Source organism: Pseudoduganella albidiflava (genome assembly GCF_004322755.1).
GTDB lineage: Bacteria > Pseudomonadota > Gammaproteobacteria > Burkholderiales > Burkholderiaceae_D > Rugamonas > Rugamonas albidiflava.
On sequence record NZ_CP036401.1, the window covers coordinates 2,120,430 to 2,133,592 of the forward strand.

The following is a 13,163-nucleotide window of genomic DNA, read 5'->3' on the forward strand; positions in this document are numbered from 1 at the left end:
GCAAATTGAATCAGCAACATCACAGCACGGAGACACGCATGACTGTACAGCGCAGGACTTTCATCGCCGCAGCGGCATTCGCCCTGGCCGGCGCCGCCTTCCCCGCCATGGCGGCCAAACCCCTCGTGATGGGCTTCTCGCAGGTCGGCGCCGAATCCGAGTGGCGCACCGCGAATACCGTTTCCGTCAAGGATGCGGCCAAGAAGGCCGGCATCAACCTGAAGTTCGCCGATGCGCAGCAGCGCCAGGAAAACCAGGTCAAGGCGATCCGCTCCTTCATCGCCCAGAAAGTGGACGTGATCGCGTTCTCGCCGGTGGTGGAATCGGGCTGGGACACCGTGCTGCGCGAAGCCAAGGCCGCCAACATCCCCGTGATCCTGACCGACCGCGACGTGAACGTGGCCGACAAGTCGCTGTACGTGACGCTGATCGGTTCCGACTTCGTCGAGGAAGGCCGCCGCGCCGGCCGCTGGCTGAACGAATACGCCAAGAAGCAGCCGGGCAAGACCTTCAATGTGGTGGAGCTGCAGGGCACCGTGGGTTCGGCGCCGGCGATCGACCGCAAGACCGGTTTCGAGGAAGTCACCAAGGGCAATGCGCAATTGAAGATGCTGCGCACGCAGACCGCCGAATTCACCCGCGCCAAGGGCAAGGAAGTGATGGAAGCGTTCCTGAAGGCGCACGGCAAGAACATCAACGTGCTGTACGCGCACAACGACGACATGGCGATCGGCGCGATCCAGGCCATCGAGGAAGCGGGCCTGAAACCGGGCAAGGATATCGTCATCGTCTCCGTCGACGGCGTGCGCGGCGCGTTCGAAGCCATGATCCAGGGCAAGCTGAACGTGACGGTGGAATGCAATCCGCTGCTTGGTCCGCTGCTGATGCAGACCGCCAAGGATGTCAAGGCCGGCAAGCAGGTGCCCAAGCGCCTGGTCGTCGAGGAGCGCGTGTTCCCCGCCGAAGTCGCGCTGAAAGAATTCCCGAACCGTAAATACTGATGTCGGCGGCAGGCATGGCGGCTGACCGCGCGCCGGTACTGGAACTGACCGGCATCCACAAATCGTTCCCCGGCGTGAAGGCGCTGTCCAACGCCGGCCTGCGCCTGTATCCGGGCGAGGTGCACACGCTGATGGGCCAGAACGGCGCTGGCAAGTCCACGCTGATCAAGGTGCTGACGGGGGTGTACACGCCGGACGAGGGCACGATGGTGCTCGACGGCCAGCCGATCCGGCCAGACTCCACGCTGGAGGCCCAGGAACTGGGCATCTCCACCGTGTACCAGGAAGTCAACCTGTGCCCTAACCTGTCGGTCGCGGAAAACATCTTCATCGGCCGCTATCCGCGCAGCTGGTTCGGCGTCGACTGGAAAGCCATGCGCGACCAGGCGGCCACCATGCTGCGCCAGCTGGAAGTGGACATCGACGTGACGCAGCCGCTGGCGCGCTATTCGCTGGCGATCCAGCAGATGGTGGCGATCTCGCGCGCACTGAACACGTCCGCGAAAGTGCTGATCCTCGACGAGCCGACCTCCAGTCTCGACGAGGCGGAAGTGCAGCTGCTGTTCCGCGTGCTGCGCCGCCTGCGCGGGGAGGGCATGGCGATCCTGTTCGTCACGCACTTCCTGGACCAGACCTACGCGATTTCCGACCGCATCACCGTGATGCGCAACGGCGAACGGGAAGGCGAGTATCCGGCCAGCGAGCTGTCCCGCCTGGCGCTGGTGAACAAGATGATCGGCGCGCCGGCCCAGCAGGCCGAGGAAGCGGCGCCGAGCGCGCAGCAGGCTCAAGGCGGCGCGCCGATGACGACGCTGTTGACCATGAATGGCCTGGGCCGCCGCGGCGCCCTGAAGCCGGTCGACGCGGAAGTGAAGCAGGGCGAGGTGCTCGGCCTGGTCGGCCTGCTCGGCTCCGGCCGCACGGAACTGGCGCGCCTGCTGTTCGGCGCCGACAAGGCCGATACGGGCAGCATCACGATCGGCGGCAAGAGCGGCCGCTTCGACACGCCGCGCGACGCCATCGCCGCCGGCATCGGCTTCTGCTCGGAAGACCGCAAGCACGAAGGCGCGATCCTGTCGCTGTCGGTGCGGGAAAACCTGATCCTGGCGATGCAGGCGCGGGCCGGCGTGATGCGCGCGATCCCGATGAAGCTGCAGCAGGAGATCGCCGAGAACTACGTGAAATGGCTGGGCATCAAGACGGCCAGCATCGAGACCCCGATCGGCACGCTGTCCGGCGGCAACCAGCAGAAAGTCTTGCTGGCGCGCTGGCTGGCCACCGATCCGAAGCTGATGATCCTCGACGAACCCACGCGCGGCATCGACGTGCGCGCCAAGGGCGAGATCATGGATTACGTGACCACGCTGTGCAAGACAGGCATGTCGGTGCTGTTCATCTCGTCCGAACTGCCGGAGGTGCTGCGCTGCAGCGACCGCATGGTGGTGCTGCGCGACCGCGAGAAGTGCGGCGAGTACGTGCGCGGCGACCTGGACGACCAGACCGTGCTGCAGGTGATCGCGGGAGAGGAAGTGGAAGGAATTCGCGCATGACGCAAGCAAACATGGCGCCGCCGGCGCCCGCGCCGGGACCGTCCGGCGCATCCGGCCCATCGACCCCTCCTGCAGCCACGAAAGCCGCACCAGCCAGGGCTTCGCTGCTGTCGCATTCGCTGGCCAAGCCGATCCTGGCGCTGGCGGCCCTGCTGGTGCTGGACATCATCTTCATTCCCGGCTTCCTGAGCCTGGAGATCAAGGATGGCCACCTGTATGGTCCGCTGATCGACATCCTGAACCGCGCCGCGCCGCTGATGCTGGCGGCGCTGGGCATGACGCTGGTGATCGCCACGCGCGGCATCGATATCTCGGTAGGGGCGGTGGTAGCGCTCTCCGGCACCGTGGCCGCGATGCTGATCGGCGGCACGATGGTCATCAACAACGGCCAGCCCGAGTACGTGGCGAACACGCCGATGCCGTTGGCGCTGGCCGCCGCGCTCGGCATCGCGATCCTGTGCGGCGCCTGGAACGGCGTGCTGGTGGCCGGCCTGAAGCTGCAGCCGATCGTGGCCACGCTGATCCTGATGGTGGCCGGCCGCGGCCTGGCCCAGCTGTTCACGGATGGCCAGATCGTTACCGTGTACTACGAGCCGTTCTTCTTCCTCGGCAGCGGCTACCTGCTTGGCCTGCCGTTCTCGCTGTGGGTGGTGGCGGCCGTGCTGCTGGTGGTGGGGCTGCTGCTGAAGAAGACGGCACTGGGCCTGTTCATCCAGTCGGTGGGCATCAACCCGGTGGCCGCGCGGCTGGCCGGCATCCGCACCGCCACGCTGATCTTCTTCACCTACGTGTTCTGCTCCACCTGCGCCGGCATGGCCGGCCTGATGATCAGCTCGAACATCAAGAGCGCCGATGCGAACAACGCCGGCCTGCTGCTGGAACTGGACGCCATCCTGGCCGTCACGCTGGGCGGCACGTCGCTGGCCGGCGGCAAGTTCAGCCTGGTGGGCAGCATGATCGGCGCGCTGATCATCCAGACGCTGACGTGGACCATCTACTCGCTGGGCGTGCCGCCGGAAGTGAACATGGTCGTCAAGGCGATCGTCGTATTCATCGTGTGCCTGTCGCAGTCGACGGGTTTCCAGAAGCTGTGGAAGGGCCGCAAATGAACACCGCAACCATGGGCAGCGGCGCCGCCGGCGCGGCGCGCCCCAACATCATGAGCGCACCGTGGTTCACGTCGCTCGTCACCGTGATCCTGCTGGTGGTGCTGCTGGCCGCTGGCGGCGGCGCCTACGAAGGCTTCCTGTCCGGGCAGGTGATGCTGAACCTGCTGATCGACAATGCGCACCTGCTGGTGATCGCGGTGGGCATGGGCTATGTGATCCTGGCCGGCGGCATCGACCTGTCGGTGGGTTCCGTGCTGGCGCTGACGACGATGATCGCGGCCTGGCTGTTGAACGCCGGCTGGAACCCGCTGGCGGTGATCGCCATCGTGCTGGCCTTCGGCGCCGTGTTCGGCGCCTTCCAGGGCGCGCTGATCCACTATTTCCAGCTGCAGCCGTTCATCGTCACGCTGGCCGGCATGTTCCTGGCGCGCGGCCTGTGCTACCTGATCAGCATCGAATCGATCACCATCGAGGATCCGCTGTTCGTGGCCGCGTCGCAGACGCAGATACCCTTCATTGGCGGCTTCATCTCGCCATCGGCCGCCATCGCGCTGGCCGTGCTGGCCGTCGCCATCTGGGCCTCGCGCCGCACCGCCTTCGGCCGTGGCGTTTACGCCATCGGCGGCAACGAGCAGTCGGCATTGATGATGGGCCTGGACGTGGCGCGCACCAAGATCGGCGTGTACGCGTTTTCCGGCTTCTGCGCCGCGCTGGGCGGCGTGCTGTTCGCGTTCTACATGCTGTCCGGCTATGGCCAGCATGCGCAGGGCACCGAGCTCGATGCGATCGCCGCGGTCGTCATCGGCGGCACCCTGCTGACCGGTGGCTACGGCTATGTGGCCGGCGCCCTGTCCGGCGTGCTGGTGCTCGGCACGATCCAGACCCTGATCGCCTTCGACGGTACCCTGAGTTCCTGGTGGACCAAGATCGTCATCGGCGGCCTGCTGTTCCTGTTCTGCGTGGTGCAACGACTGCTGTCCGCCCGCTCGCAACAATCCTGAGGAGTTTTAGATGAAGAAGCAAAGCCTCGGCGCCCTGGCGCTCGCGGTGGCGGGCGCCTGCGCGTCCGTTTGGGCCAGTTCGGCCAACGCCGGCAATCCCCTGTTCTCCGACAAGTTCACGGCCGATCCGGCGGTTCTGGTGGACCAGGGCCGCGTCTACCTGTACGCCGGCCACGACGAAGCGCCGCCCAAGCCGGAAGGCAAGGATTTCGTGATGAACGAGTGGCTCGTGTACTCGACCTGCGACATGAAGAACTGGACCGCGCACGGTACCGCGCTGCGCTACGACGTGTTCAAGTGGGCCGGCGGCTCGGCCTGGGCCAGCGACATCACGAAGGTGGGCGGCAAGTACTACTTCTATGCGACCGTGCACGACAAAGGCACCAATGCCAAGGGCATCGGCGTGGCCGTGGCGGACAGCCCTACGGGGCCGTTCCGCGACGCCATCGGCAAGGCCCTGGTCACCAACGACATGACGAAGGAAACCGACATCGCCTGGGATGACATCGATCCGGGCATCTTCGTCGACGACGACGGCACGCCATGGCTGTTCTGGGGCAACCAGACGCTGAAGTTCGTGAAGCTGAAGAAGAACATGATCGAGATGGCCGGCCCGATCCAGACCACCAGCCTGCCGCACTACACGGAAGCGCCGTACGTCCACAAGCGCAACGGTACCTACTACCTGTCGTACTCGCGCGAATTCCCCGAGCACACGGTGTATGCGACGGCGAAGAAGGTCACGGGCCCGTGGCACTACCGCGGCAAGATCATGGACCAGAACAAGAACACGCCGACGATCCACCAGGCGTTCGCCGAGTTCAACGGCAAGTCGTACATCATCTACCACAACGCCGAATTGCCGAATGGCGGCGAGTTCCGCCGCTCGGTGGCCGTGGAAGAGTTCAAGTACAACGCGGATGGCACGATTCCGTTCATCCCGCAGACCACCGAAGGCCCGGCGCCCAACCCGACGGCGGCCTGCAAGAAGTAACCGCGCGATCTCGCTCGCAGCGAAAGTCTGGATACACCCCAACGGCAGATGCCGGGGTCAGACCCGACGGGTCTGACCCCAGTCTCCGCATCCGGGGTTGATCTGAATGGCATCGTGGCCGGCGGGTATTTACCTCAGAAAACGACGTTCTGGATTGGAGACACCATGTTCAAGCGTGCCATCTTTACCGCGGCGGCCGTGCTGTGCGCCGCGTCGGCGCTGGCCGGCAACCCCCTCGTCAAGGATAAATTCACCGCCGACCCGGCCGTGCTGGTCGACGGCGGGCGGGCCTACGTGTACGCCGGCCGCGACGAATCGCCGGACGACAAGGGCTACGTGATGAACGAATGGCTGGTGCTGTCGAGCTGCGACATGAAGACCTGGAAGGAGCACGGCACCGCGCTGCGCTACGACACCTTCGCCTGGGCCAAGGATTCCGCCTGGGCCAGCGACATCGTCAAGCACGGCGGCAAGTACTGGTTCTTCGCCACGGTTACCGAGCGCGCCGCGAATGCCAAGGCGATCGGTGTGGCGGTGTCCGACAGCCCGACCGGCCCGTTCCGCGATGCCATCGGCAAGCCGCTGGTCACCAACGCGATGACGCTACAGACCGATATCGGCTGGGACGACATCGATCCGACCGTCTTCGTCGACGACGACGGCACGCCGTATCTCTACTGGGGCAACCAGGTGCTGAAGTACGCGAAGCTGAAGAAGAACATGACCGAGCTCGATGGCCCGATCGTCACCGAGGGACTGCCGCAGTTCACCGAGGCACCGTACCTGCACAAGCGCCAGGGCATCTATTACCTGTCGTACTCGCGCGACTGGCCGGAGTACACCGTGTACGCGACCAGCGACAAGGCCACCGGCCCATGGCGCTACCGCGGCAAGATCATGGACGCCAACAAGAAGACGAAGACGGTGCACCACGCCTTCGCGGAATTCAACGGCAAGTCGTACGTGGTGTACCACAACGCCGACCTGCCGAACGGCGGCGAGCACCGGCGCTCGGTGGCCGTGGAAGAGTTCCGCTACAACGCCGACGGCACCATCCCGTTCATCCCGCAGACCGCCGAGGGACCGGCCGCCAACCCTACCGCCAGCTGCAAGTAAACGCCCGGCCCGGTACCGACAGCCGTGCGTTGCAAAATGGCGGCTGGGCGGGTGCCCGGCGGTTTCCCGATGCCGGATTGAAACTCGGCAATGATATGATGCGCCGATGGATACACTCAATCCCAACTGGTTTTTGCGCGCGCGCCTGAAAACGCGCCAATTGCTGCTGCTGATCGCGCTCGACGAACAACGCAACATCCACCGTGCCGCGGAAACGCTGCACATGACGCAGCCGGCGGCCTCGAAGCAGATCAAGGATCTGGAAGAGATGCTCGACGTGAAGCTGTTCGAGCGCCTGCCGCGCGGCATGGAGCCCACGCTGTTCGGCGAAACCATGATCCGCCATGCGCGCATGGCCCTGACCAGCCTGTCGCTGGCGCATGACGACGTGCTGGCGCTGAAATCGGGCCTGGTCGGCCAGGTGGAGATCGGCGTCATCATGACGCCGGCCATGTCGCTGCTGCCGCAGGCGATCGCCAAGGTCAAGCAGCAGGCGCCGCTGCTGCGCATCGGTGTGCACATGGAACCGTCCAACACGCTGGTCGCCATGCTGGAGCGTGGCACCCTGGACTTCATGATCGGCCGCATCCTGGAGCACGATACCAACTCGCGGCTGTCGTACGAGGAGCTGACCGAGGAGCCGGCATGCGCCGTGGCGCGCAACGGACATCCGCTGGCCAGCGCGACCAACTTGACCCTGAAGGACATGGCAGGGCACCCGTGGGTGCTGCCGCCGCAGGGCAGCATCCTGCGCCACCGCGTGGACATGATGTTCCGCCGCGCCGGCCTGGAGCCGCCCGCCAATACCGTGGACACCACCGCGCTGCTGCTGATCACCGCGCTGCTCCAGCAAACCGACTCCCTGCACGTGATGCCGGTCGACGTGGCGCGCTACTACCAGTCGCTGAACGTGCTGACGATCCTGCCGATCGAATTGCCGTTCAAGATGGATGCGTTCGGCATCATCCGGCAGCAGGACCACCTGCTGTCGCCGGGCGCCAACCTGCTGCTCACCGCCGTGCGCAGCGCCGCGAAAGAGGTGTACTGATGTCGTTCGTGTTCTCCAGCCTGAACCATCCGCAACGGGTGCCGCTTGCCGCGGAACTGCACTCGCGGCCGTTCCTGAAGCTGCGCGCGCCGGAGCGGGTGTCGCACATCGCCGTGTTCGGCCATGGCCGCAACAACAATGCGCAGGCCCAGCACGAGCTGCTGGCCGCGCTGTGCGCGCACTTCGGCGTGACTGCGCCGGCGCGCGACGGCGGCTTCTTCTACCACGACTTCGGCCGCTTCCGGCTCAAGTGGGAACTGCATTCCGAGTTCGCCACTTATACCTTCGCCGAGCGCACCGACGAGGCCGAGGATTTCGAGCGCATGCCGATCGGGCACGTGCCGCAGGAATGGCTGCTGTCGCTGAAGGGGCGCATCCTGGTCGCGGCCCACGTCATCCTGCGCAAGGGCGGCGCGTCGGAGCACGCTCCGGTGCAGGAACTGTTCGAGCACGTGACGCTGGCCGCCAGCAACGTGATGCAGGGAGGGGAAGTATGCTCGGACTTCGCCATCCAGGCCGACGGCTTCTCGCGCTTCGTCGTCAACGACGTGCGCATGCGCGAGCAGCAGGCCGGGCGCCTGGTGCAGCGCGTGCTGGAAATCGAGACCTACCGGATGATGGCGCTGTATGGACTGCCGGCGGCGCAGCGCGCGGTGCCGGAACTGAATACCGTCGAAAAGGAGCTGGCCGAGGCGACCGAGTCGCTGCTGGCTTCCGACGGCACGACCGAACAGGCGCTGCTGCAGAAGATCACGCACCTGGCCGCGCGCCTCGAAAAGCTGTCGCTCGATAACAGCTACCGCTTCGCGGCCTCGAAGGCTTACTTCAAGCTGGTGAACACGCGCATCGACGAGCTGCGCGAGACACGCATCGAAGGCGTGCCGACCGTCGCCGAATTCATGGAACGGCGGCTGGCGCCCGCGATGAGCACCTGCGAAGCCGTCGCCGCGCGGCAGGAAGCGCTGGCACGCCGTATCGCCAACAGCAACGACCTGCTGCGCACCCGCGTGGGCATCGTGCAGGAAACGCAGAACCGGGCGATCCTGCAATCGCTGAACGCCCGCGCCGCCCAGCAGCTGCGGCTGCAGCAGGCGGTGGAGGGGCTGTCGGTGGCGGCGATCTCGTACTACGTGGTCGGCCTGCTGGGCTATTCGATCAAGGGCGCCAAGGTGTTCGGCCTGGTGCCAAATGCCGACGCGCTGATCGGCATCGCCGTGCCGCTGGTCGCCGGCGGCGTCTGGCTCACGCTGCGCAACATGCACAAGCGGCTGCATCGCGGGCAGCATCACGCCTGATTAAGCTCAACGTCTCCCGTATCCCTGCTGTCCAGGGCATTGGCAACCCTGGCTCCCTTAAAAAAGGCACTGTCCCCGGTGGAGGGTGTTGTTGGAAACCCACGCGGCTCTGCCATAATGTTGCGTCGATTGAACATTCGGGGTGCCATGGAGCGTTGGACGATGCGGGTGGCGGTGCTGGGCCTGGCCGGGGTGCTGGCGGGGTGCGCGGCGGTGGCGGGGCCGCCTGCCGGAGAAGTGGCGGGGCTGCGCTTCATCGGCGAGCAGCGCATGCCGTGGAAGATGGCGTTCCAGGGGACAACCGTGGGTGGCCTGTCCGGCGTGGACTACGATGCCGCGGCCGGCGAGTGGATCCTGGCCAGCGATGACCGCTCGGGTGCCGATCCGGCCCGTTACTACCGTGCCGCCGCACGCTTCACGGCCACCGCGTTCGATGCCGTCGCGCTGACGGGGGTGCGCCTGTTCCGCCAGGGCGATGGCACCACCTATCCGGGCGCGCGGCAGGGCGCGCAGGTGGGCGGCGTGGTACCCGATATCGAATCGGCCCGCGTCGACCCGCGCGACGGCACCATCTGGTACACCAGCGAGGGCGATGGCCGCATCGGCCTCGATCCGTTCGTGCGCCAGGCCGGCGCCGACGGCGCGCTGCGCGGTGAAATGCCGCTGCCGGCGATGCTGCGCGAGTGGCCCGGCAAGGAGCGCGGTGTGCGCAACAACGCCAACCTGGAGGGGCTGTCGTTCGCGCCGGATGGCGCCAGCCTGTGGCTGGCGCTGGAAGCGCCGCTGGAGGAGGATGGCGAGCTGCCGACGCCGGAACGCGGCGCGCTGGCGCGCATCACGCACCTCGACCGCGGCGGGCGCGTGCTGGGCCAGTATGCCTATCCGCTCGACGCGATTCCCGCCCGGCCGGGCGAAGGCAAGTTCGCCGACAACGGCATCTCCGAGATCGTCGCCACCGGTCCGCACACGCTGCTGGTCCTGGAGCGCTCGGCCGTGCAGGGCGCGGACGGCCGCTATCGCAACCATATCCGCCTGTACGAGGCCGACCTGCGCGGCGCCAGCGACATCGCCGCCGTTCCCGCGCTGGCCGGTGCCGCCCTGGCAGCCAGAAACGCCAACGCCGATGGAGCCAAGGAGGCACCCGGCGGCGCGGCAACGGGCGCGGCGGCCATCGCGCCGGCGGCCAAGCGCCTGGTACTGGACTTCAACACGCTGGGCCTGCCCGTGCTCGACAACCTGGAAGGGTTCGCATTCGGCCCGCGCCTGCCGAACGGCCACGCCACGCTGCTCTTCGTCAGCGACGACAATTTCAGCAAGAGCCAGGTGACCCAGCTGCTGCTGTTCGAAGTCCTGCCCGTGCGGCCGGGGCAATGATCCGCAAACCACTGACCGCGAGCCGTGCTCGGTACTTTCGTGAAGTTGGGTAAGCTTCGTGACGAGCCTCAGCCGCGGGCGGCGCCTGCAAGCACCAACATGAACGACATCGATTTCGGCAAGCTGATTCTGGAGGAAACGCCCGACGCGGTCATCGTCACGACGATGGAAGGCGTGGTGCTGTACTGGACCAGGGGTGCCCAGTCCGTATTCGGCTACCCGGCCGACGAGGCGCGCGGCCGCACGCTTGCCGAGTTGATCGTGCCGCCCGAGCTGCGCGACACCGAGCGCGCCATCCTGTTCGATACGCTGGCCAACGGCTCGGCCAACTACGAATCGCTGCGCCGCGCCAAGAATGGCTCGCTGGTCTATATCGACAGCTCGAGCAAGATGGTGCGCGGCGCCGACGGCCGGCCCGACTGCATCCTGTGGACCAAGAAGGATGTCACGCCGCTGCGCGTGATGCGCGACGCGGCGCTGCTCGACGCCCGTTTCGGCACGCTGCTGGCGTCGATGCCCGATGCGATCATCATGGCCAACGCCGCCGGCCGCATCGTGCTGGCGAACCGCCAGGCCGACGAATTGTTCGGCTACCCGGAAGGCGAATTGCGCGGCCAGTCGCTGGAAGTGCTGATCCCGCAACGCTACCGTGGCGCGCACGTGTGGCAGCGCGTCGCCTACACGCTGGCGCCGTCGCAGCGGCCGATGGGCATCGGCCGCGAACTGTACGGGCTGCGCCGCAACGGCGAGGAATTCCCCGTGGAGATCAGCCTGTCGCCGCTGCCCACCGAGGAAGGCACGCTGGTGATGAGCGCGATCCGCGATATCAGCGAACGCAAGCGCATCGAGCGCGCGCTGCAGGAAAAGAATGCCGAACTGGCCGATGCCAGCCTGGCCAAGGACCGCTTCCTGTCGTCGATGTCGCACGAGCTGCGCACGCCGCTCAACGCGATCATCGGCTTCACGGGAACGCTGCTGATGCAGTTGCCCGGCCCCGTCAACGTGGAGCAGGACCGCCAGCTGCGCACGATCCAGTCCAGCGCGCGTCACCTGCTCTCGCTGATCAACGACATCCTGGACATTACCAAGATCGCCTCGGGCAAGGTGGAACTGAACCGCGAGCCGTTCGACTGCAGCGCACTGGTGCGCGATGTGTCGGCAATGTTCGCCCCGCTGGCCCATGCCAAGGGCCTGGCGCTGCACGTGCGCCAGGCTGGCCGCGACGCCACGGTGTGCACCGACCGGCGCGCCGTGCAGCAGATCGTCATCAACCTGATGAACAATGCGATCAAGTTCACGGAGCACGGCGAGGTGCGCGTCGAGGTGCGGGTCGAGCCGGATATAGAGAGGAATACCGGACCGGCCAGCGAGAACGGCGCGGCCGGGCCGATGGTGCGCATCGACGTCATCGACACGGGCATCGGCATCGCGCCGGACAAGCTTGGCCTGCTGTTCAAGCCGTTTACACAGATCGACCAAGGCAACACGCGGCAGTTCGAAGGCACCGGCCTGGGCCTGCATCTTTCCGAACGGCTGGCGGCGCTGATCGGCGCGCGCATCACCGTGCGCAGCGAATTCGGGCAGGGCAGCGTGTTCTCGCTGCGGCTGCCGTACGCGGTGGAGCAGTGCCTGCCGGTGGCGGGCTGACCGCCGGTACCGTCAGGACGCCGGCCCGGCCGCGTCGCCGGCACCCATCGCCACGAAGGTTTCCAGCAGCACCTTGGCACGGAATGGCTTGAGGATCACGCGGCGCACATCCCGGCCGCGCAGGGCTTCGACGAACCGTGCGTCCGCCTCCACGGCCAGGACGGCGATCGGCATCGCCGCGTCGCTGGCGGTGCGCCCCTCGCGCACGTCGTCGAGCAGCGTGAGGTCGAGCGTGCCGCCGCTGTCGATGGCGATCACCGCGCCGGAATAGCGCCGTTCACGCAGCAGGCGCTGCGCCTGCGGCAGGCTGGCCGCCTCGTCGATCGACTCCATGCCCAGCGAGCGCGCGGTCAGCGAAACGGTGCGGCGCAGCATGTCCGCCGGTTCCACCAGCAGCATGCGGCGTTCAGGCATCGGTGGCCTCGCGCCCCTTGTCATCGTCATTGCCCTCGTCCTCGCCGCCATCCTCGCCGATCAGCTGCTGCACCACCAGGTGGCGCAGCGTGGACAGGATGGCCAGCTCCATGCCGTCGAGCCGGCGCGGCCGGGTATCGATCACGCACAGGCTGCCCATCGCATAGCCGGACGGCAGCACCAGCGGCGCGCCGGCATAGAAGCGGATGTGCGGCGGGCCGGTTACCAGCGGATTGTCGGCGAAGCGCGGGTCTTCCAGCGCGTCCTCGATCACCATGATCTCGCTCTTCAGGATGGTATGCCCGCAAAACGAGATGTCGCGGCTGGTCTGGCAGGTGGTGCCCATGCCGATCGCCGCCTTGAACCACTGGCGGTCGTCGTCGAGCAGCGTGATCAGGGCGATCGGCGCGTCGAATTCCTGGGCGGCGAATTCGACGATGCGGTCGAAGCGCTGCTCGGGCGGCGTGTCGAGCATCAGCAGGGCATACAGGGCGGCGATACGGGCCGCTTCGTTGGCGGGTTTGGGTGGCGCGAGCATGATGGGCAAAAAAAATTCGCTGTGAAACGGGCGTTTCCACTCTACCATGCCGCCATCGGCGCTTACACTTTTTTGC

12 protein-coding genes are annotated in these 13,163 nt (G+C 66.5%); 10 read left to right on the forward strand and 2 right to left on the reverse strand.

Translation table 11 applies throughout. The features are described from left to right. The first annotated feature begins 38 nt into the window (after positions 1-38). The 10 genes from EYF70_RS08920 (at position 39) to EYF70_RS08965 (ending at position 12,135) form a co-directional block, all read left to right on the forward strand. The gene (locus tag EYF70_RS08920) at positions 39-1,001 is read left to right on the forward strand and encodes an ABC transporter substrate-binding protein (RefSeq protein WP_131145082.1); all 963 of its coding nucleotides are present in this window, start codon (positions 39-41) and stop codon (positions 999-1,001) included. Positions 1,002-1,015: 14 nt separating this feature from the next. Beyond that, the gene (locus EYF70_RS08925) at positions 1,016-2,551 is read left to right on the forward strand and encodes a sugar ABC transporter ATP-binding protein (protein ID WP_229420773.1); all 1,536 of its coding nucleotides are present in this window, start codon (positions 1,016-1,018) and stop codon (positions 2,549-2,551) included. Positions 2,552-2,562: 11 nt separating this feature from the next. After that, positions 2,563-3,660, forward strand: a complete 1,098-nt coding sequence (locus tag EYF70_RS08930; protein ID WP_131148984.1) for an ABC transporter permease — start codon at positions 2,563-2,565, stop codon at positions 3,658-3,660. Positions 3,661-3,710: 50 nt separating this feature from the next. Continuing rightward, on the forward strand, positions 3,711-4,661 hold the full coding sequence (gene yjfF, locus EYF70_RS08935) for a galactofuranose ABC transporter, permease protein YjfF (RefSeq protein WP_131148985.1): 951 nt from the start codon (positions 3,711-3,713) through the stop codon (positions 4,659-4,661). A gap of 10 nt (positions 4,662-4,671) precedes the next feature. Further along, positions 4,672-5,655: a glycoside hydrolase family 43 protein gene (locus tag EYF70_RS08940; RefSeq protein WP_131145084.1), complete on the forward strand. Its 984-nt coding sequence runs from the start codon at positions 4,672-4,674 to the stop codon at positions 5,653-5,655. A gap of 165 nt (positions 5,656-5,820) precedes the next feature. After that, positions 5,821-6,771 (forward strand): glycoside hydrolase family 43 protein, encoded by a 951-nt coding sequence (locus tag EYF70_RS08945; protein WP_131145085.1) that lies wholly within the window; start codon positions 5,821-5,823, stop codon positions 6,769-6,771. A gap of 106 nt (positions 6,772-6,877) precedes the next feature. Then, positions 6,878-7,819, forward strand: coding sequence for a LysR family transcriptional regulator (locus EYF70_RS08950; RefSeq protein ID WP_131145086.1), 942 nt, complete (start codon positions 6,878-6,880; stop codon positions 7,817-7,819). Next, entirely contained in the window at positions 7,819-9,114 is a 1,296-nt protein-coding gene (locus EYF70_RS08955; protein ID WP_131145087.1) for a DUF3422 family protein, read from the forward strand. Before EYF70_RS08950 ends, EYF70_RS08955 begins: the two co-directional genes overlap by 1 nt. 147 nt (positions 9,115-9,261) lie before the next feature. Beyond that, a complete protein-coding gene (locus tag EYF70_RS08960) occupies positions 9,262-10,488 on the forward strand; it encodes an esterase-like activity of phytase family protein (protein WP_131145088.1) in 1,227 nt (408 codons plus the stop codon). A gap of 99 nt (positions 10,489-10,587) precedes the next feature. Continuing rightward, positions 10,588-12,135, forward strand: a complete 1,548-nt coding sequence (locus tag EYF70_RS08965; protein WP_131145089.1) for a PAS domain-containing sensor histidine kinase — start codon at positions 10,588-10,590, stop codon at positions 12,133-12,135. A gap of 12 nt (positions 12,136-12,147) precedes the next feature. On the opposite strand, the gene EYF70_RS08970 is transcribed toward EYF70_RS08965, so the two are convergent. Then, the gene (locus EYF70_RS08970; RefSeq protein WP_131145090.1) at positions 12,148-12,549 is read right to left on the reverse strand and encodes a response regulator; all 402 of its coding nucleotides are present in this window, start codon (positions 12,547-12,549) and stop codon (positions 12,148-12,150) included. After that, a complete protein-coding gene (locus EYF70_RS08975; protein ID WP_131148986.1) occupies positions 12,542-13,087 on the reverse strand; it encodes a GAF domain-containing protein in 546 nt (181 codons plus the stop codon). The genes EYF70_RS08970 and EYF70_RS08975 overlap by 8 nt, the downstream gene beginning before the upstream one ends. Between the last annotated feature and the right edge of the window lie 76 nt (positions 13,088-13,163).